Source organism: Pseudomonas tolaasii NCPPB 2192, assembly GCF_002813445.1.
GTDB lineage: Bacteria > Pseudomonadota > Gammaproteobacteria > Pseudomonadales > Pseudomonadaceae > Aquipseudomonas > Aquipseudomonas tolaasii.
The window spans coordinates 2275746-2295467 of sequence record NZ_PHHD01000001.1 but is presented as its reverse complement, the minus strand read 5'-3'; the positions used below and the strand labels follow the sequence as shown (position 1 = coordinate 2295467).

At 62.7% G+C, this 19722-nt stretch carries 18 protein-coding genes; 11 read left to right on the top strand and 7 right to left on the bottom strand.

Features of this window, described 5'->3' with window-relative positions:
- The first annotated feature begins 182 nt into the window (after positions 1 to 182).
- Positions 183 to 1136, top strand: a complete 954-nt coding sequence (locus tag ATI14_RS10535; protein WP_016969358.1) for an adenosine deaminase — start codon at positions 183 to 185, stop codon at positions 1134 to 1136.
- 130 nt (positions 1137 to 1266) lie between these two features.
- Here ATI14_RS10535 and ATI14_RS10530 read toward each other — a convergent pair whose 3' ends face one another.
- From ATI14_RS10530 to ATI14_RS10520, 3 genes are all read right to left on the bottom strand, one after another.
- The gene (locus ATI14_RS10530) at positions 1267 to 2637 is read right to left on the bottom strand and encodes an MFS transporter (protein ID WP_016969357.1); all 1371 of its coding nucleotides are present in this window, start codon (positions 2635 to 2637) and stop codon (positions 1267 to 1269) included.
- A 105-nt stretch (positions 2638 to 2742) separates the two neighbouring features.
- The gene (locus tag ATI14_RS10525) at positions 2743 to 3438 is read right to left on the bottom strand and encodes an ArsR/SmtB family transcription factor (protein ID WP_080520016.1); all 696 of its coding nucleotides are present in this window, start codon (positions 3436 to 3438) and stop codon (positions 2743 to 2745) included.
- A 133-nt stretch (positions 3439 to 3571) separates the two neighbouring features.
- Positions 3572 to 4501 (bottom strand): LysR family transcriptional regulator, encoded by a 930-nt coding sequence (locus ATI14_RS10520; protein ID WP_026083191.1) that lies wholly within the window; start codon positions 4499 to 4501, stop codon positions 3572 to 3574.
- A 117-nt stretch (positions 4502 to 4618) separates the two neighbouring features.
- On the opposite strand from ATI14_RS10520, the gene ATI14_RS10515 reads away from it, so the two are divergent.
- From ATI14_RS10515 to ATI14_RS10505, 3 genes are all read left to right on the top strand, one after another.
- Positions 4619 to 4912, top strand: a complete 294-nt coding sequence (locus ATI14_RS10515) for a putative quinol monooxygenase (protein ID WP_016969354.1) — start codon at positions 4619 to 4621, stop codon at positions 4910 to 4912.
- 25 nt (positions 4913 to 4937) lie between these two features.
- Entirely contained in the window at positions 4938 to 5951 is a 1014-nt protein-coding gene (locus ATI14_RS10510) for a zinc-binding alcohol dehydrogenase family protein (RefSeq protein ID WP_016969353.1), read from the top strand.
- 279 nt (positions 5952 to 6230) lie between these two features.
- A complete protein-coding gene (locus ATI14_RS10505) occupies positions 6231 to 6413 on the top strand; it encodes a hypothetical protein (RefSeq protein ID WP_016972470.1) in 183 nt (60 codons plus the stop codon).
- Positions 6414 to 6421: 8 nt separating this feature from the next.
- On the opposite strand, the gene ATI14_RS10500 is transcribed toward ATI14_RS10505, so the two are convergent.
- Together ATI14_RS10500 and ATI14_RS10495 are read right to left on the bottom strand one after the other, a co-directional pair.
- Positions 6422 to 7615 carry a Bcr/CflA family multidrug efflux MFS transporter gene (locus ATI14_RS10500; RefSeq protein ID WP_016972471.1) on the bottom strand — a complete coding sequence of 398 codons (1194 nt, stop codon included), beginning with the start codon at positions 7613 to 7615 and terminating at the stop codon, positions 6422 to 6424.
- An 87-nt stretch (positions 7616 to 7702) separates the two neighbouring features.
- On the bottom strand, positions 7703 to 7900 hold the full coding sequence (locus ATI14_RS10495) for a heavy-metal-associated domain-containing protein (RefSeq protein ID WP_017256272.1): 198 nt from the start codon (positions 7898 to 7900) through the stop codon (positions 7703 to 7705).
- Positions 7901 to 8049: 149 nt separating this feature from the next.
- Here ATI14_RS10495 and ATI14_RS10490 point away from each other — a divergent pair, with 149 nt between their 5' ends.
- The 3 genes from ATI14_RS10490 (at position 8050) to cueR (ending at position 11099) form a co-directional block, all read left to right on the top strand.
- Positions 8050 to 8433 (top strand): hypothetical protein, encoded by a 384-nt coding sequence (locus ATI14_RS10490; protein WP_016972473.1) that lies wholly within the window; start codon positions 8050 to 8052, stop codon positions 8431 to 8433.
- A 66-nt stretch (positions 8434 to 8499) separates the two neighbouring features.
- Positions 8500 to 10701, top strand: coding sequence for a heavy metal translocating P-type ATPase (locus tag ATI14_RS10485; protein ID WP_080520620.1), 2202 nt, complete (start codon positions 8500 to 8502; stop codon positions 10699 to 10701).
- Positions 10698 to 11099, top strand: a complete 402-nt coding sequence (gene cueR, locus ATI14_RS10480; protein WP_016972474.1) for a Cu(I)-responsive transcriptional regulator — start codon at positions 10698 to 10700, stop codon at positions 11097 to 11099. Before ATI14_RS10485 ends, cueR begins: the two co-directional genes overlap by 4 nt.
- Positions 11100 to 11131: 32 nt before the next feature.
- Here cueR and ATI14_RS10475 read toward each other — a convergent pair whose 3' ends face one another.
- Positions 11132 to 12031, bottom strand: coding sequence for a PA4780 family RIO1-like protein kinase (locus ATI14_RS10475; protein ID WP_016972475.1), 900 nt, complete (start codon positions 12029 to 12031; stop codon positions 11132 to 11134).
- A gap of 124 nt (positions 12032 to 12155) precedes the next feature.
- Positions 12156 to 13433 (bottom strand): acetyl-CoA C-acetyltransferase, encoded by a 1278-nt coding sequence (locus tag ATI14_RS10470; protein ID WP_080520621.1) that lies wholly within the window; start codon positions 13431 to 13433, stop codon positions 12156 to 12158.
- 113 nt (positions 13434 to 13546) lie between these two features.
- Between ATI14_RS10470 and ATI14_RS10465 the strand changes: the two genes are divergently transcribed.
- From ATI14_RS10465 to ATI14_RS10450, 4 genes are all read left to right on the top strand, one after another.
- On the top strand, positions 13547 to 14890 hold the full coding sequence (locus ATI14_RS10465) for a 3-oxoacyl-ACP reductase (protein ID WP_016972477.1): 1344 nt from the start codon (positions 13547 to 13549) through the stop codon (positions 14888 to 14890).
- Between the two features lie 2 nt (positions 14891 to 14892).
- Positions 14893 to 15741, top strand: coding sequence for a MaoC family dehydratase (locus ATI14_RS10460; protein WP_016972478.1), 849 nt, complete (start codon positions 14893 to 14895; stop codon positions 15739 to 15741).
- 301 nt (positions 15742 to 16042) lie between these two features.
- Positions 16043 to 17743 (top strand): collagen-like triple helix repeat-containing protein, encoded by a 1701-nt coding sequence (locus ATI14_RS10455; RefSeq protein WP_231124376.1) that lies wholly within the window; start codon positions 16043 to 16045, stop codon positions 17741 to 17743.
- A gap of 186 nt (positions 17744 to 17929) precedes the next feature.
- Positions 17930 to 19612 (top strand): ShlB/FhaC/HecB family hemolysin secretion/activation protein, encoded by a 1683-nt coding sequence (locus tag ATI14_RS10450; RefSeq protein ID WP_031320106.1) that lies wholly within the window; start codon positions 17930 to 17932, stop codon positions 19610 to 19612.
- Positions 19613 to 19722: the final 110 nt, after the last annotated feature.

The window sequence follows — 19722 nt, the reverse complement described above, 5'->3', positions numbered from 1 at the left end:
TGGTGCAGCAAATCAGTCATTGATGGGGTACAGACTGCACCGCGTCGCTAACGTTTCGTTACACCTTAGTTCACGCAGCCCTTGCGCGAATAAAACCAATCCTCTCCTGCTGGTCAGGTTTTGCCGATTATTTCAGCCATGGCCTGTAGAATGCCGCCATTGCACCTGATGAGAATTTAGAAATGTACGATTGGCTCAACGCCCTGCCCAAGGCCGAATTGCACCTGCACCTGGAAGGCTCGCTGGAGCCTGAGCTGCTGTTCGCCCTGGCCGAACGCAACAAAATCGCACTGCCGTGGAACGACGTCGACACCCTGCGCAAGGCCTACGCCTTCAACAACCTGCAAGAGTTTCTCGACCTGTACTACAAGGGCGCCGACGTGCTGCGCACCTCCCAGGATTTCTACGACCTGACCTGGGCCTACCTGCTGCGCTGCAAAGAACAGAACGTAATTCACACCGAACCCTTCTTCGACCCGCAAACCCACACCGACCGCGGCATTCCATTCGAAGTGGTGCTCAACGGCATCGCCGCCGCACTGAAAGACGGCGAACAGCAACTGGGTATCACCAGCGGTTTGATCCTGAGCTTCCTGCGCCATTTGAGCGAAGACGAAGCGCAGAAAACCCTCGACCAGGCGCTGCCGTTCCGCGACGCGTTTGTGGCCGTAGGCCTGGACAGCTCGGAAATGGGTCACCCGCCGAGCAAGTTCCAGCGTGTGTTCGACCGTGCCCGCCACGAGGGTTTCCTCACCGTGGCTCACGCCGGCGAAGAAGGCCCGCCGGAGTACATCTGGGAAGCCATCGACCTGCTGAAAATCCAGCGCATCGACCATGGCGTGCGCGCCATTGAAGACGAACGCTTGATGCAACGCATCATCGACGAACAAATCCCGCTGACCGTATGCCCGCTGTCCAACACCAAGCTGTGCGTGTTCGACGACATGGCCCAGCACAACATCCTCGACATGCTGGAGCGTGGCGTGAAGGTGACGGTGAACTCGGATGACCCGGCCTACTTCGGCGGTTATGTGACCGAGAACTTCCACGCGTTGCACACGTCGCTGGGCATGACTCAGGACCAGGCCAAACGTCTGGCGCAGAACAGCCTGGATGCGCGGCTGGTAAAGCCATAACTGGCTGAATGAATACGGTCTAAATGTGGGAGCTGGCTTGCCTGCGATAGCGATCTGACAGTCAACACTTAAGGTGGCTGACACACCGCCATCGCGGGCAAGCCCGGCTCCCACACTGACCTCATTGAATTCAAGCCTGTGTGAGCTCTTCCAGGGTTTTGCCCTTTGTCTCCATCCCGAACACCCACACCACCAGCGCCGCCACGGCAAAACACAGCGCCCCCAGGGCAAATACCCCGCCCTGCCCCGTCACCGGGAACACCAACCCGGTCACCAATGGCCCGAGCAGCGAACCGACCCGGCCAATCGCCGAGGCAAACCCGGACCCTGTCGCCCGCGCCGAAGTGGGATACAGCTCCGGCGTGTAGGTGTACAGCACCGCCCACATGCCAAACAGAAAAAACTGCATCAGCAAGCCCGAAGTAATCAGCAGCCCCACGTTGCCGCCAAACACCGCGCTTTGCCCGTACAGAAACGCCATCACCCCGCCTCCGAGCAAGGTCACCACGCACACCGGCTTGCGGCCCCAGCGCTCCACCAGCCATGCCGCCATCAGGAAACCGGGAATCCCGCCCAGAGAAATGATCACCGTGTAATACACCGACTGGGTCACGGCAAAACCCGACTGCTGCAACAGCGCGCTCAGCCACGAGGTCAGCCCGTAGAAGCCGAGCAGCGCAAAGAACCATACGCTCCAGATCATCATCGTGCGCTGGCGGTACTGCGCCGACCACAACTGCCGGAACGCCGAGAAAAACGTCCCCGGCGCGCTTTCAAGCCGTGGCAGCGCAATCGGCTCCGGCAAATCGGCACGCCCCAGCGAGGCGCGGACTTTCTGTTCAATCCCCTGCAATATCTTGTCTGCCGCTTCATGCCGCCCGGCCTGTTCCAGCCAGCGCGGTGACTCGGGGATAAAAAACCGAATCGCCAGCACAAACACCGCCGGCACCGCCAACACCAGGAAGATGTCGCGCCAGCCGATCACCGGCAGCAGGAAGTACGACAGCACTCCCGCCGCCACAAACCCCAGCGGCCAGAAGCCATCCATCAAAGCGATGTAGCGCCCGCGCCCCTTGGCCGGGATCAGTTCCGAGAGCATCGACTGTGCAATGGGAAACTCCATGCCCATGCCAATGCCCAGCAGGATGCGAAACAGCGTCAGCGTCTCCACGGTCTGCGCCGTGGAACACAGGTAGCTGGCGAGGCCCCACAACACGATGCTCCACTGAAATACCGGCTTGCGGCCAAAGCGATCGGCCAACATCCCCGACAACGAAGCCCCCACCACCATGCCGAAAAAACTCGAACTGGCGAGCAACCCGGCCTGGGCCGTGCTCAACCCGAACTCGGCTTTGATCGAACCCAACAGGAAAGTCATCATCGCCAGGTCCATGGAGTCGAAGAAAAACGCCAGGGCAATGATGATGAAAATGATCCGGTGGTAACCGCTGATGGGCAACCGTTCCAGCCGTTCCGCTGCGCTATAGCCTTGCATACCCATGCCGCACCCCCTGTGTGAATTTTCCCCAGAGCGAGTGTGCGGCATCGTTTTGCGCGGTTATTGCTGGATGCGACCTGACTGAAACCGTGAACGACGCTGTCCTGGCTAAGCCTGCGCCGGCGCGGCCAGCCGGTTGATTTCCGCCAGCCCCGCCTCGGTCACCTGCAGCGCACGCGACTCATTGATCACGCTGATCCAGCCCGATTGCAAAAACAGTTGCAGCAACCCCGCGCCCAACGCACCGCCCAGGTGCGGCTGTTGCTGGCTCCAGTCGAAACAATCGCATACCAGCGGCGACGCCAGCGCCTGGGTAAAAATCCCCAGGCGCGCCAGGTGCCGCGCACCGCTGAGCGTGATATCGGTACGCTGCTCGCCACGCTCGAGCCAACCGCAGCCGACCATGCGCTGGTACAACCCGGCCGCCAGCTCACCGCCCAGGTGACCGTGGCACAACCGGGCGCAACGTAACGGCTGCGGCGCTGCCAGCGCGGGCGGTGAAACATCCGGCGAGCAACGCACCGCACTGGCCACGGTGGTGACAGCCAGCGCATCGATGGCGGCACTGACGTCAGTCGCCGCCACACGGAACAACCGCTTGCCGCGCCGCGCTTCGGTGCGCAACAAACCGCCGCCGGTCAGCCGCGCCAAATGCGCATTGGCCGAGGCCGACGACAGCCCCGTCAGCGTGGCCAGCTCTTCGCAGGACTTCGCCGACCCGTCCATCAAGGCCCAGAGCATGGCGGTGCGTTTGGGTTCGGCGAGCAAGTTGGCGATCTGGCTGATGCAAGGTGCTGCTTCCATGTATTCACTCCCTGTTGATCATTTGTCTGATGCGGTGTGCACCAAAGTATAGGGGCGCAAACGGCCGGTTCCGCGGCGTCTGACAGCGAGAACAGGGACAGGACCTGAGTGAAATTTCCGGCTTTTATGGAAGTTATTGCGGCGTGGGCATTCGCTCCGGCCAAAGCGCGGTCAACGTCGCACAACGGGACACGAGCATTTCCCGCAGCAGGTTGACGGGTTTACTCAGCTGCGCACGGTGCGCGCAGAGCAAATTGAGCGGTGTGCGCTCACCGCGCAGTTCCGGCAGGATCACCTGCAGGCGGCCCGCCAGCACGTCGGCACTCACATCCAGCCAGGACTTGTAGGCGATGCCCACACCGGCCACCGCCCAGCGCCGCACCACGTCGGCGTCGTCACTGAAACGGTCGCCCGTGACCGTGAGGCTGACCTCGCGTTTGCCGTCGTGAAAGCTCCAATGGTCATGCACCCGGCTGCCGAGCATGTACAGCAGGCAGTTGTGCTGGGCCAGTTGCTCCAGATGGCGCGGCTCGCCGTGTCGGGCGAGATAATCGGGAGCGGCGCACAACACGCGCAGATTGTCCGGGGCAATGGGCAGGGCGATCAGGCTGGAATCCTCCGGCTCGCCGTAGCGCAGGGCGATGTCCACGGGCTGGCGGAACAAGTCGGCGATCCGGTCGCCCAGCAGCAGGCGCACGCTCAACTGCGGGTGTTCATGCTGGAACTCATCCAGCCAGGGCAGCAGTTGGTTACGCCCGAAATCCGACGGCGCCGAGAGCTGCAACACACCGCTGACATGGTCCTGACCACTGGCCAACAGGCGCCGCCCTTCATCCAGCGAACTCAACGCGGCGCGGGCGTATTCCAGAAAGCCATCGCCTTCGGCGGTCAAACGCAGGCTGCGGGTGGAACGCGCCAGCAAACGCGTGCCCAGCTGTTGTTCGATGCGCTTGAGCGCCGCACTGGCCACAGCCGGCGACAGGTCCATCACCCGCGCGGCTGCCGACAAACTGCCCAGGTCGGCCGCGCGTACAAACAGCTGTAAATCGTCAAAACGCAGCACGTTGAACACCCATTATCAAAATTTTATTGAAACAGACCTCTGTTTTAGCCGGTTTTATCTTCGCGGGAAATAGCCAATCATCTGCCCATCCCGTTCATCACGTGTCAGGAGTTGAATATGTCCACTGCCTTTAACGTCATCGCCACGCTGATCGCCAAACCTGGCCAACAGGCCACCCTGGAAACCCTGCTGCGCGGCCTGCTGGAACCCACCCGCCTCGAAGCCGGTTGCGAGCAATACGACCTGCACCAGGACCTGCAACACCCCGAAACCTTCTACATGCTCGAACGCTGGAGCGACAACGCGGCCCTGGCCGACCACGACGCAAGCGCGCACATCCAGAGTTTCCGCGCCAAGGCCGCTGACGTACTCGAACACTTCGAACTCAAGCGCCTGAAGTTTCTCGCCTGATCAACGTCCTTTTTCCGGAGTTACCATGAAAGCCATTGCCTACTACGCCTCACTGCCGATCAACGATCCAAAATCCCTGCAGGACATCGAGCTGCCGGCACCGGTCGCCGGCCCGCGCGACTTGCTGGTGGAAGTCAAAGCCATCTCGGTCAACCCGGTGGACACCAAGGTGCGCCAGAACGTCGCCCCGGAAAACGGCGCCGCCAAAGTGCTGGGCTGGGACGTGGCCGGTGTGGTCAAGGCGGTTGGCAGCGACGTGACCCTGTTCAAGGCCGGTGACAATGTGTTCTACGCCGGCTCTCTCGTGCGCCCGGGCGGCAACAGCGAGTTGCACACCGTGGACGAACGCATCGTCGGCCATATGCCCAAAAGCCTGAGCTTCGCCGAAGCTGCCGCGTTGCCGCTGACGGCGATCACCGCGTGGGAACTGCTGTTCGAGCGCCTGCAAGTGCGTGAAGGCCAGGAAGAGGAAGGCCAGAGCCTGCTGATCGTCGGCGCTGCGGGTGGTGTGGGTTCGATCCTGACCCAACTGGCGAGCCGGCTCACCGCGCTGAAAGTCATCGGCACCGCTTCACGCCCGGAAACACAGGCATGGGCCAAGGCGCTGGGCGCCGACCTGGTGATCGACCACAGCCAGCCGTTGAGCGAAGCACTGAAAGCCGCCGGCCACGGCCAGGTGACCCACGTCGCCAGCCTGACCCAGACCGACCATCATCTGGACCAATTGGTCGAAGCCCTGCAGCCTCAAGGCAAGCTGGCGTTGATCGACGACCCCAAGGCACTGGACGTGAGCAAACTCAAGCGCAAGAGCCTGTCGCTGCACTGGGAGTTCATGTACACCCGCTCGATGTTCGAGACGCCGGACATGATCGAGCAGCACAACCTGCTCAACCGCGTGGCCGAACTGATCGACGCGGGCACCTTGAAAACCACCGTGGGCGAACACTTTGGCGTGATAAACGCCGAGAACCTGCGCCGCGCCCACACCCTGCTGGAAAGCGGCAAGGCCAAGGGCAAGATCGTGCTCGAAGGGTTCTGACAGACCAGGAACCGCCACGTCCCCTGTGGCGAGCGGGCTTGCCCCGCGTTGGGCTGCGCAGCGGCCCTAAAACCAGACGCCGCGTTCTTTCAGAAAGAATGCGGCGTTTTTATTGGGGCTGCTGCGCAGCCCAACGCGGGGCAAGCCCGCTCGCCACAGATACTGCTTTACACCCCCGAGTGCCATTAGTCCGACAATTGATCTTTGTCATATTTATAAGCGTATTCGGGTTTATATTGGCCGCCTTTGCCACGATTCTTTTACATGAGGAAGTCAGCAATGAAGATCCTGATAAAAGCGTTAGCAAAATCTCCAGGCCACAAATGGCAGGTCAGCCTCGACGGCGACGCCTTCACGTTTCGCAGTGAAGCCGAGGCCCGCGCCTTCGCCGATACCCTGCAAGCCCGCATCCAGGCACCGCACCGTTTTCCGCTCAGCCAGCAACGCTCCGCCGCCGGCTGATCCGCCTTTCAGACCTGCGCCTGCGCGGCCCTTGCTCGTTGCAGGCGTTGGGTCGACACCGCCACCGTCACCGCCAAAACACCGCACAAGCTGATGACCATGGCCATCGGCATTGCCGTGCCGTCGTGCAGCACGCCGACCAACGAGGCCGCCCCTGCCGCCACGCCGAACTGAATGCAGCCGAGCAGCGCCGACGCACTGCCCGCGCGGGCGCCCTGCCCGGCCATGGCGCAGGCCGAGGTGTTGGGCAAAATGCAGCCCAGGCTGGCGATGCAAATAAACAGCGGCACCAGCAGCGGCCACAGCGCATCCGTATGCAAGGCGGTAATGCCCAACAGCGTCAGCGCCGCCAGCACATAAACCCACACAGTGCGCGACAGCAGGAATGCCGGGCCGCGCTTGGACAGCAACCGCGCATTGAGCTGCGCCACCAGAATGAAGCCCGCCGCGTTGGAGCCGAACAGCCAGCCGTAATGCTCCGGCGCCACACCATAGAGTTTGATAAAGACGAACGGTGAACCGGCGATGTAGGCAAACATCCCGGCTATCGAGATGCCGCCCGTCAGGGCGTAGCCGAGGTAGACACGATCCGACAACAAACTGCCGTACCGGCGCACTGAACCGGACAACGGTTGGCGCGGCTTGTCGACCGGGAAGGTTTCCGGCAACCACAGCGCCACCGCGATGGCCGCCATCACGCTGAATGCCGACAGCGCGAGGAAGATCGACTGCCACCCCCACACGCCCACCATCACCCCACCCGCCAACGGCGCGAGGATCGGCGCCAGGCCGGTCACCAGCATCAATTGCGAATACACCTTGGCCGAGCCCACGGCATCACATTTGTCGCTGACCACCGCGCGGGAAATCACCATGCCTGCGCAACCGCCCAGGGCCTGCACAAAGCGCGCGCCGATCAGCCATTCAAGGGACGGCGCGTAGGCGCAAGCGAAGGAAGCCAGGGTAAACAGGGTCACCCCGCTGAGCAGCGGCCCGCGCCGACCGAAGCGGTCCGCCAGCGGGCCATAGATCAATTGGCCGATGGCCAGGCCTGCAAAGTACACGGCCAGGGTTAGCTGGATATGTTTTTCGTCGGTGGCAAACGCCGTGGCCATGGCCGGAAAGCCTGGCAGGTAAAAGTCGATCGCCAACGGCGCGAAGGCGCTCAAGGCGCCCAGAATCAGGATTATGCGGAGGTTCATCAGACACCCAAGTGAGACGGCAGCCCGACAGTCTAGCCGCGCTTGGGTGCCATGAACATTACGATAGCTCGCTAACTATCGGAAATGTCACGCGAGACGGGCGCTGTAGCCTTCTTCGGTGATCAGGCTGATGACCTGCTCGGCCGACAGGCGGCTTTGCACACCGACTTCCTTGGCCGCCAGGTCGACCTTCACGCTGGCCGCCGGGTCCTGGCTCTGCACTGCTTGGGTCACCGCGCGGACGCAATGGCCGCAGGTCATTCCTTCAACGCTGAATACTTGCATGTCATGACTCCTGTTGATGAGGTTGAGGCCAGTGTCGACCTTGCCATCATGGCAAGGTCAAGTTCTGAAAACATCGGCCGGGCTGGTATTCGGCCGCCGCCTCGGCCAAGCTTCATCCACCTCGATTTTTGAACCACGGAGCATTCGCCATGCGCTGGTCGTTTTTTGGCCTTGTCGGCCTGATGAGCTTGTCTGCCGTTGCGCCCCAGGCCAGTGCCGCCGAAGACTACGCGGTGCTGATCATCTCCCGTGAGCGCCTGGAGGTGCCCACCACCTGCGAGATTGGCGTGTACCTGAATGACCAGTTGGCCGACCGGGTGTTCCAGGAACAGTCCGTCTCCTTCAACCTGCCACCGGGCAATGTGTCGGTACGCCTCAAACTTCTGCCGGGTCAATCCCCTGGCTGCCAACCGGGAATGCTCGCGCCACCGGCCCAGAACATCAAGTTGAGGGCAAGCAGTGTGAACAAATATCGAATCGCTCTCGGGCAGGACGGCATCTATCTGAAACCGGCCGCGCTGGGGTACCCGTAAAGGCGCTTGACCTTACCCACAGGTCAAGGTTGATCCTAGGGGCAACTTCTCCTGGAGGACTGCCCCATGAACGGATCCACCACCTTTGACCTGCCCATCAGCGGCATGACCTGCGCCAGCTGTGCCGGCCGCGTCGAGCGTGCGCTGGGCAAGGTGCCGGGGGTGCAAAGCGTCAGCGTCAACCTGGCCAACGAGCGCGCCCATGTCGAAGTACAGGGCCAGATGGACCCCGGCGTGCTGATCGCCGCCGTCGACAAAGCCGGTTACACCGCCACCCTGCCGCAAAGCGAAACCACCACTGCCGCCAACCAGACCGAGCGCCTGCACCGCGAGCGCTGGGCGTTGCTGCTGGCAATCGCCTTGGCGTTGCCGCTGGTGCTGCCGATGCTGGTGGAGCCTTTCGGCCTGCACTGGATGCTGCCTGCCTGGGTGCAGTTCGCCCTGGCCACGCCCGTGCAATTCATCTTCGGCGCGCGTTTCTACATAGCCGCCTGGAAAGCCGTACGGGCCGGTGCGGGCAATATGGATTTGCTGGTCGCCATCGGCACCAGCGCTGGCTACGGCTTGAGTATCTATGAATGGCTGACCGCGCCGGTGGGCAGCATGCCGCATCTGTATTTCGAAGCGTCGGCGGTGGTAATTGCGCTGGTGTTGCTCGGCAAATACCTGGAAAGCCGCGCCAAACGCCAGACCGCCAGCGCCATTCGCGCCCTTGAAGCACTGCGCCCGGAGCGGGCGATTCGGGTGGTTGAGGGCCGTGAAGAAGACGTCGCCATCGCCGCCTTGAAGCTTGATGATCTGGTGCTGGTCAAACCCGGCGAGCGCTTCCCGGTCGACGGTGAAGTGGTGGACGGCCAAAGCCACGCCGACGAAGCCCTGATCAGCGGCGAAAGCCTGCCGGTGCCCAAACAGCCCGGCGACAAGGTCACCGGCGGTGCCATCAATGGCGAAGGCCGTTTGCTGCTGCGCACCCAGGCCCTCGGTGCTGAAAGCGTGCTGGCGCGGATCATCCGCCTGGTCGAAGACGCCCAGGCCGCCAAGGCGCCGATCCAGAAACTGGTGGATAAGGTCAGCCAGGTCTTCGTGCCGGCGGTGCTGGTGCTGGCATTGATCACACTGGTGGGTTGGTGGGTGTATGGCGCACCGCTGGAAACCGCGATCATCAACGCCGTCGCCGTGCTGGTGATTGCCTGCCCGTGCGCACTGGGGCTGGCCACACCCACCGCGATCATGGCCGGTACCGGCGTCGCCGCGCGCTACGGCATTCTGATCAAGGACGCTGAAGCCCTCGAGCGCGCCCATGAAGTGAGTGCCGTGGTGTTCGACAAGACCGGCACCCTCACCTCCGGCGCGCCAAAAATTGCGCACTTGGCGGCAGTGGACGGCAATGAAGCCCTGCTGCTGCAACAAGCCGGCGCGTTGCAACGTGGCAGCGAGCACCCGTTGGCCAGGGCCGTGCTTGATACATGTAGCGAACGCGGGTTGACCGTCGCGCAGGTGAGCGCCAGCCAATCCCTGACCGGGCGCGGCATCGCGGGCACGCTGGACGGTCGGCAACTGGCCCTGGGCAACCGGCGCATGCTGGAAGAAAGCGGCCTGAATGCGGGCGACCTCGCAGACTTGGCCACGGCTTGGGAAGCCGAAGGCCGCACGCTGTCCTGGCTGATCGAGAGCGGCTCGCAGCCGCGCGTGCTGGGATTGTTCGCCTTTGGCGACACCCTCAAGCCCGGCGCATTGCAGGCCGTGGAGCAGCTCAAGGCACAGCACATCAGCAGCCACTTGCTGACCGGTGACAATCGCGGCAGCGCCCGCGTGGTGGCTCAAGCGCTGGGTATCGACGACGTGCATGCCGAAGTGCTGCCCGCCGACAAAGCCGCTACCGTCGCCGAGCTTAAGAAAACCGGCGTGGTGGCCATGGTCGGCGACGGCATCAACGACGCGCCGGCGCTGGCCGCAGCAGACATCGGCATCGCCATGGGCGGCGGCACCGACGTGGCGATGCACGCGGCCGGTATCACCCTGATGCGCGGCGACCCGCGGCTGGTGCCGGCGGCGCTGGAGATCAGCCGCAAGACTTACGCGAAAATTCGCCAGAATCTGTTCTGGGCCTTTGTGTATAACTTGATCGGCATTCCACTGGCAGCTTTCGGCTTGCTCAACCCGGTACTGGCGGGCGCGGCGATGGCGCTGTCCAGCGTCAGTGTGGTGAGCAACGCCTTGTTGCTGAAAACCTGGAAACCCGAGGATTTGGAGGATCAACGCCCATGAACATCGGTCAGGCCGCCCGCCAGAGCGGGCTGAGCGCCAAGATGATTCGCTATTACGAATCCATCGGTTTGCTCAAAGCTGCGCACCGCACCGACAGCGGCTATCGCGTGTATGGCAGTGACGATTTGCACACGCTGGCGTTTATCAAGCGCTCGCGGGACCTGGGGTTTTCATTGGAGGAAGTCGGCAAGCTGCTGACTCTGTGGCAGGACCGGCAACGGGCCAGCGCCGACGTGAAAGCCCTGGCGCGCCAGCATATCGAGGAACTGAACCAGAAGATTCTGGAGCTGGGGCAGTTGCGCGATACGTTGCAGGACCTGGTGGAGCATTGCCAAGGTGATCACCGGCCGGACTGCCCGATTCTCAAGGAGTTGGCTGCCGGTAGCTGTTGCGCCTGAACCACTGTGGGAGCTGGCCAGCTCCCACAGGGTTACTGCATCCAGGGCGGCGGTGGTGGCTCGTCCGGTACTTTGCTCTGTGGCGCTTCATCCGCCGCACGAATTGCCTGACGACGCTCTTCATCCAGCCGCGCCGCTTCGATTTCGCGCATCACGCCGCCCACGTCCGCTAGTTCTTCCGGCTCGTCGAACTCGCCGGTCAATACACTGGCCGGGTGCAAGGTGCCGGCTTCGTAAAGCGCCCACATTTCCTTGGCGTACTTGGTTTTCTTCAACTCCGGGGCAAAGCGCCCGAAGTAGGAAGCCATGTTGCCCACGTCGCGCTCCAGCATGTTGAACGCGTGGTTGTTACCCGCCGCATCCACCGCCTGGGGCAGGTCGATAATCACCGGGCCGGTCGGGGTCAACAGTACGTTGAACTCGGACAAGTCACCGTGCACCAGGCCGGTACACAGCATCAGCACGATCTGGGAAATCAGGAAGGCGTGGTATTCGCGCGCCTGATCCGGCTCCAGCACCACGTCGTTCAAACGCGGCGCCGCATCGCCGTACTCGTCGGCCACCAACTCCATCAGCAGCACGCCCTCAAGGAAATCGTACGGCTGCGGCACGCGTACACCTGCACCGGCCAGGCGGAACAACGCCGCCACTTCGGCGTTCTGCCAGGCATCTTCGGTTTCTTTCTTGCCGAACTTGGAGCCCTTGGCCATGGCGCGGGCCTGGCGGCTGTTACGGACCTTACGGCCTTCCTGGTACTCGGACGCCTGACGAAAACTTCGTTTATTTGCCTCCTTGTAAACCTTGGCGCAACGCAATTCATTGCCGCAGCGCACCACATAAACAGCTGCTTCTTTACCACTCATCAGTGGGCGCAGCACTTCGTCGACCAGACCATCTTCGATCAGGGGTTCAATGCGTTTAGGAGTCTTCATCAGCTTTTATTGTGGGTCCTGTATTACCAAACACGCGTGTGGCACTCGTTATACGGCAATCGGCTCGCCGGTGGGAGGGGCTGCCGACCGCTGATCACTTAAGAATGCATCCAATATGCCAGTTTCACCGCTCGACAATCGCTGTAACGCCTTGCCCGCCAGCGGCGCAGATCGAAATCAGCCCCCGGCCCTTGCCCGCCGCATCCAGCAATTTCGCCAGATTGGCCACGATGCGCCCGCCGGTGGCGGCAAACGGGTGGCCCGCCGCCAGCGAGCTGCCTTTGACATTCAACCGGCTGCGGTCGATGGAACCCAACGGTGCGTCCAGCCCCAGACGCGTCTTGCAATAGTCGGCGTCTTCCCAGGCCTTGAGCGTGCACAACACTTGGGCAGCGAAGGCTTCGTGGATCTCGTAGTAGTCAAAATCCTGCAGCGTCAGGCCATTTCTGGCCAGCAAGCGCGGCACGGCATACACCGGCGCCATCAACAGTTCTTCGGCACCGTTGACGAAATCTACAGCCGCCGCCTCGCCATCGCGCAAATATGCCAGGATCGGCAAGCCGCGCTCCTTGGCCCAGGCTTCACTGCCCAGCAGCACCAATGACGCACCGTCGGTAAGCGGCGTGGAGTTGCCGGCGGTCAGGGTGCCCTTTTCGCTGCGCTCGAATACCGGTTTGAGGCTGGCAAGTTTTTCCAGGGTCAGGTCGGGGCGCAGGTTGTTGTCGCGGGTCAGGCCAAGGAACGGCGTGAGCAAATCGTTGTGCCAGCCTTCGGCGTAGGACGCGGCCATTTTCTGATGGCTTTCCAGGGCGAGTTGATCCTGCTCGGCACGGGGAATCTGCCAGGTTTGCGCCATCAGCTCGCAATGCTGACCCATGGATAACCCGGTGCGTGGCTCGCCGTTGCGCGGCAGCTCGGGCTTGAGGTGATGAGGACGAAGTTGTAACAGGACTTTTAATTTATCCGCCATGGATTTGCTGCGGTTGGCCTGCAGCAAGATTTTGCGCAGGCCCTCGTTCACACCGATTGGCGCGTCGGACGTGGTGTCCACGCCGCCGGCAACCCCGCATTCAATCTGGCCCATGGCTATCTTGTTGGCCACCAGCAGCGCGGCCTCAAGGCCGGTGCCACAGGCTTGCTGGATATCGTAGGCCGGGGTTTGCGGCGACAGGCGCGAGCCGAGCACGCATTCGCGGGTGAGGTTGAAGTCGCGCGAGTGCTTGAGCACTGCGCCGGCGGCCACTTCGCCCAGGCGCAGGCCGTGCAGGTTGTAGCGTTCGATCAAGCCTTCCAGGGCTGCGGTGAGCATGGCCTGGTTGCTCGCCGTGGCGTAAGGGCCATTGGAGCGGGCGAAAGGAATGCGGTTACCGCCAATGATCGCTACACGGCGCAATTGAGTCATGGAAAGCTCCCTGTCAGATGTGGGCTGGATCTCTCAGCCTAGCCTAGGCTGATCGAACGACTACCGCCCCGGGGTGGTCAACCTTTTGAACCCCAGCCTTCGGAGAGCGTTCCATGTCTGACCGTTATATCGACTTCGCCAACTCAAGCCTCGGCCATCGCCTGGTCGCCGCCATTGGCCTGCCGTCACCGGTACGCCTGGAACGCTGGCAAGCCGGGCGCCTGCGCCCGGTCGAAGGGGCGCTGCTGCTCGGCGGCGGCGCGCTCACCGCCAACGTGCAGGCCTTTGCCCACAAACTCACCGACGCGACTTACAGTTACGGCACCGAAAACTCGACATGGATTCCCGGCCACGGCCCCAAGCTCAAGGCGGTGGTGTTCGATGCCAGTGAGTTGCAGCACACCGACCAGCTCAAGCAACTGCGCGAGTTCTTTCAGCCGCTGCTGAAAAACCTGGATAACAGCGCGCACCTGGTGATTCTGGGCCGCGCACCGGAAAGCCTTACGGACCCGTTTGCCGCCAGTGCGCAACGTGCACTTGAAGGTTTCAGCCGCTCCCTCGCCAAAGAATTGCGCAATGGCGGCGTGCTGCAACTGCTCTACGTCGGCGACGGCGCTGAAGACCAGTTGGAGGGCGCGCTGCGGTTTTTCCTGTCGCCCAAAAGCGCCTATATCTCCGGCCAGGTCATTCGTCTTGAAGCCTGCGACACGCCGGTCGAGGATTGGACGCGCCCGCTCGCCGGGCGCAAGGCGCTGGTCACCGGGGCCGCCCGCGGCATTGGCGCGTCCATCGCCGAAACCCTCGCCCGCGACGGCGCCGAGGTGATCCTGCTCGACGTGCCCCAGGCCAAGGCCGACCTTGAAGCCCTCGCCGCGCGCCTGGGTGCGCGTACCGTGGTGCTGGATATCTGCGCCGAAGACGCGGCCACGCAGTTGATCGAAAACCTGCCGGGCGGCCTCGACATTCTGGTGCACAACGCCGGTATCACCCGCGACAAAACCCTGGCCAACATGACCCCGGAATACTGGGACGCGGTGCTGGCGGTGAACCTCAATGCGCCGCAAGTGCTGACCAAGGCCCTGCTCGACAGCGGCACCCTGCACGACAACGCCCGCGTGGTGTTGCTGGCGTCCATCAGTGGTATCGCCGGCAACCGTGGGCAAACCAATTACGCCGCGAGCAAGGCCGGGTTGATCGGCCTCGCGCAAGCCTGGGCGCCGCTGCTCAAGGCGCGTGGCATCAGCATCAATGCCGTGGCGCCGGGGTTTATCGAAACCCAAATGACCGCGCATATTCCCTTTGCCCTGCGTGAAGCCGGGCGGCGCATGAGTTCGCTGGGCCAGGGTGGCCTGCCGCAAGACGTCGCCGAAGCCGTGGCGTGGCTCGGCCAACCCGGCACCGGCGCGGTCAGCGGCCAGGCGCTGCGCGTGTGCGGGCAAAGCCTGCTGGGAGCGTAAACATGGAATGGACAACCTTAGGCAACGCGCCGTTTTTGCCGCCGTTGTACTGGCGCGCGGCGCTCAAGCGCAAGATCACCGGTAGCACCTTGCCCGAACAGGGGTTGCGCTGCCGGGTCCGAGTTAACCCCAAGGAGGTGGCGGCCTATCGGAAGGTGTGTGGTTTTGCCGAGAGCCCGATGCTGCCGGCGACTTATCCGCATATCCTGGCGTTCGGGTTGCAGATGCAGTTGCTGACCGCAAAGCGTTTCCCGTTTCCGCTGTTGGGGTTGATTCACCTGAGCAACCGTATCCGCATCCACCGGCCAATGGGTGCAGTCAGCGACCTGAGCGTGGCGGTGCACACACACAACCTCAAGCCCCACGCCAAGGGTGCAACCTTTGATTTGGTGACCACCGTCGAGGATTCTCTCGGCCTGCTCTGGGAAGCCGAAAGCCGGATGCTCTGCCGGGGCGTGAAACTCGAAGGCGAGCCGGTGGATGAGGCAATGCCCGGCCCCACCCAGGTCAGCGAACTGACCCGCTGGAAAGCCCCCGCCGACATCGGCCGCCGTTACGCGCGGGTGTCGGGCGATTACAACCCGATCCACTTGAGCGCGCTGACCGCCAAGCTGTTCGGCTTCCCCCAGGCCATCGCCCACGGTCTGTGGAACAAGGCGCATACCCTCGCCGCCCTGGGCGAACACCTGCCGGCCGCCAATATCGAGATCGTGGTGGAGTTCAAGAAGCCGGTTCGCCTGCCCGGTGAAGTGATCCTGTTAACCAGCGCTGCCGGCTCCAGCGGCGAGTTGCAGTTAAAAGGCACGGGCGACATTGAAAACATGGTCGGCAAGTGGCAGCCGATTGCCTGAATACACTGATAAATTGTATATATACAACTTAAGTTATAGCGGGCGTTAATTAGCCCGCTATCTTGTTTAACCACATGATTTTTCTAACATATATTTCTTGATACACCTTCTCCTCCCTCCCTTGGTATTAGTCGCTAAGCAGTGATACCCCTCCAGTATATAAATCGTTAATACCAAGTTGAGCATTGTGAGAAAGAGCACCCGGGTCTGTGATGACAACACGGACAAACGTATCGCTATCCCTAGAAATAACGAGCGTTTGAAAACAACAGACGTTGTACAGGTGCAAGGGAACTCAATCATGAAAACTCAAACTCAAGTAGTGCTTTGGAAGGCAAGTACCGCACTGGCCCTGATCATGGCGATGAGCCTCGGTGGCTGCAGCAGCGGTGGCGGCGGACATCACAGCAGCGTGGCGGCTTCATCCCCTGATGCAGGCGCGGGTGGCGGTACTGGCGGTGGCACCGGTGGCGGCACAGGTGGCGGAACCGATGGTGGTACTGGCGGCGGCACAGGTGGCGGCACTGGCGGCGGAACCGGTGGTGGCACTGGCGGCGGCACAGGTGGCGGAACCGGCGGTGGCACTGGTGGCGGAACCGGCGGTGGTACTGGCGGTGGCACAGGCGGCGGAACCGGCGGTGGCACTGGCGGTGGCACAGGCGGCGGAACCGGCGGTGGCACTGGCGGTGGCACCGGGTCGACCACTACACCACTGGTCACCGGCCAAATCGCCGGCACTCTGGGCACTACCGTCGGCAACGTAGGTGCGGCTGTCGGTGATCTGGGCTCGGCCTTGAACGGAGTTCCAGTGGTCGGGACGACCGCTGGCGGCCTGGTCACCTCCACCGGCAACGCGGTCACCAGCATTGGCAGCGGCGTCACCAACGGCCTGGGCTCGCTGGGAACCAACAGCAACTCCCTGGGCATCACGGTGGCCGGTGTAGGCGATGGCGTCTCGGACCTGGGCACCGGCGTATCGAACACCGGGAAATCCCTGGGCACTACCCTGGGCGGCATCCCGGTAGTCGGCGGCTTGACCGGCGGTGTTGGCGGCGCAGCGGGCGGCCTGGTGGATAAAGTCGGCCAAACCGTAACCATGCTCGGCGATACACTCAGCACCGCCAGCACCACCGGCCCGCTGGGTTCGCTGACCAACACGGTTGGCGGCAAAGTCCTGGTACCTGTGGTGTCGCTGGTTGAAAACACCACCGGCAACCTGGGCAAGGCTACCGGCCTGGGCAACCCGGTCAATGGCCTGCTGGATCAAGTCGGCTCCACCGTGAAAGGCCTTGGCGGTCAAGTCGCCAGTGCCGGCGGCAGCGGCAACCCAGTGACCACCGTGGTCGGGGGTGCGCTGACCGGAGTCGGCGGCGTGCTCGACAAATCCGGCGGCTACGTCGCACCTGCCGGTGGCGCTTCTGCGCCTGGCCTGCCTGAGTTGGTAGGGGGTCTGGTCGCTAACGTGGGCAACGGCCTGAACGCCGGCAACACCAACGGCACGGTCAGCGCAGCCGGTGTTACAGGTGGCGCACTGGGCAATACGGTTGCGTCCCTGGGCACCGTGATCGGCGGCACCGGCGTGGCCAACACCGCGGCGACTGCCCCGGTAGCAGGCCTGGCCACCAACGTCGGCGCAGCCCTTAACCCTGTGACCACCGGCGTGGCCACATTGACCCAAAACATAGGCACCACCACCGGGCTCGGCGCCCCCGTCAATGGCCTGGTGACTCAAGTCGGTGGCGCCGTCGCCGGCCTGGGTACCAACCTGACTGCGGCTAACGCCAACCCGATCACCAACGCCGTCGGCACCACCGTCACCACGGTGGGCAATACCGTAGGCTCGGTGGGTGGCCTGGTGACCGGCGGCACCACAGGCGGTGGCGGCTTGCTCGGTGGCTTGACGGTAGGCGCAGGTGCCAGCGCCTCGGCAAACGGCAGTGCCAGCACTGGCACAAGCGGCGGTCTGGGAGGTTTGCTCAACGGCCTGACCGGCAAAAAATAGAATTGCACCTGGCCGATTAGACGGCCTCCCCTACAGCGCCTACGCTTGGTTGAGACGAGAGACCCTTAATAAGTCTCTCGTCTTTTTTATGGGCGGGCCTGTATCAACAAGGCCTGGCTCTCCCGAACCGCGTCCCAGAACCCGGCGGGCCCGAAACGCTGCTGCAGTTTGACCATGGAGTGTCCTATGCGCGTGTTGACGCCGTTGTTATTGCTCACCCTCAGTGCCTACGTCCAGGCCGAGACCCTTCCCAGCTTCCTCAACAGCAACGACACCATCCGCACCCTGCCGGTGCCCAACCTGCCGGCGGACGCGTACCGCCCTGTCACGCCCCAGACCCAGGTGCCGGAAACCTCGCCCACACAAGGCCAACCCCTGTTGATGGACACCAAAGTCACCATCCGCAAATTGCAGATCGAGGGCGGCACCGTCTACCCGCTGGATGAGACCGCCAAGGCATTCGCGCCGCTGATTGGGCATGAGACCAACCTTGCGCAGCTGATCGAGGCAACCCGCAGCATCACCCGCCGCTACCAGGAAGACGGCTACCTGTTGTCCTACGCGTTTTTGCCACAGCAGAACTTCGAAAACGGCCTGGTGCGCGTGGTACTGGTAGAGGGTTACATCAAGGATTACCAACAGAACGGCGACATCGGATCGGTCTCCGCCTACGTCGACAAACTGGCGAACAAATTGCTCGGTGAACGCCCGCTCACACGCAAGACGTTCGAGCGCTACACCACCTTGATGGGGCGCATTCCGGGCGTGACCCTGCAAGCGCAAGTGCCGCCACCCGGCACCACCGACGGCGCCACGCACATGGTCATCCAGGCCAGCCGCAAACCGTTCACCACCAGCATGAGCCTGGTCGACGAAAACCGTGGCGGCCTGCAGGCCTTGCTCACGGCCACCAGCAATTCCCAGACGTCCGTGGGTGAACAGATCAACGTCAGTGGCCTGTTTCCGCCGGGCGACGACAAAGAGCATTACTACCGCGTAGGCTACAGCCAGTTCATCAATGCCGAAGGCACCCAGCTGGTGCTCGGTGCCGAGCGTTATCGCGCCGACCCCAGAAGCAACATCCAGCTCGACGGCGGCTTCGAGCTCAAACCGCACCAGTCCATCGACCGCTACACCCTCGGCCTCAGCCACCCCTTGATTGCCTCACCCAATGAGTCGCTGACCCTGGGCACGCGCCTGTATGCGGTGGACCAGACCACCCGTTATCAACTGGTCGGCTATCAGCCACGCTTCGACATCGAAACCAATCTGCGCGCGCTCGCCTTCGAAGGCGACTGGCGCAAATCCGACGCCCGTCAATTGCGCATTCTCAGTGCCGGCCTGTACCAGGGCATCAACGGCCTGGGCGCCAGAACCCACAGCGACCTCGGCACCGCAGAGCCTGACCTGGACTTCTTCCGTCTGCGCCTCTCCGGCGTGCAGAGCGACAAGTTCTTCGACAATTGGCAGGGCGTGTTGTCAGGCGCGTTTTACTGGAGCAACAACACCCTGCCCGACAGCGAACGCGCCACCTTCGGCGGGCAGAACTTCGGACGCGGCTACCCGGACGACCAGGGCTCGGGCGACAAGGGTTGGGGCGTGGCGTATGAGGTCAACTACAGCTTCAATCGCGCCGGCGACTGGGTGAAGGTGCTGCAGCCTTACGTGGTGCTCGACCGCGCCAAGACGTGGTTCAACGAGCTGCCGGTCAAGGGCAATGACATGTCATCGGCCGCCGTGGGCCTGCGCTTTGGCGACAACAAGTACTACAACATTGCACTGGAAGCGGCCAAGCCGATGTCGGACATCGCCCTGGACAGTTTCAACCGGCGGCCACGGTATACGCTGAGTTTCAGTTATCAGTTGTGAATAGGTCAGCAACCGAATGTGGGAGCTGGCTTGCCTGCGATAGCGGTATGGCAGACAACATCTGTATTGGCTGTGAGTCAGCTATCGCAGGCAAGCCAGCTCCCACATTT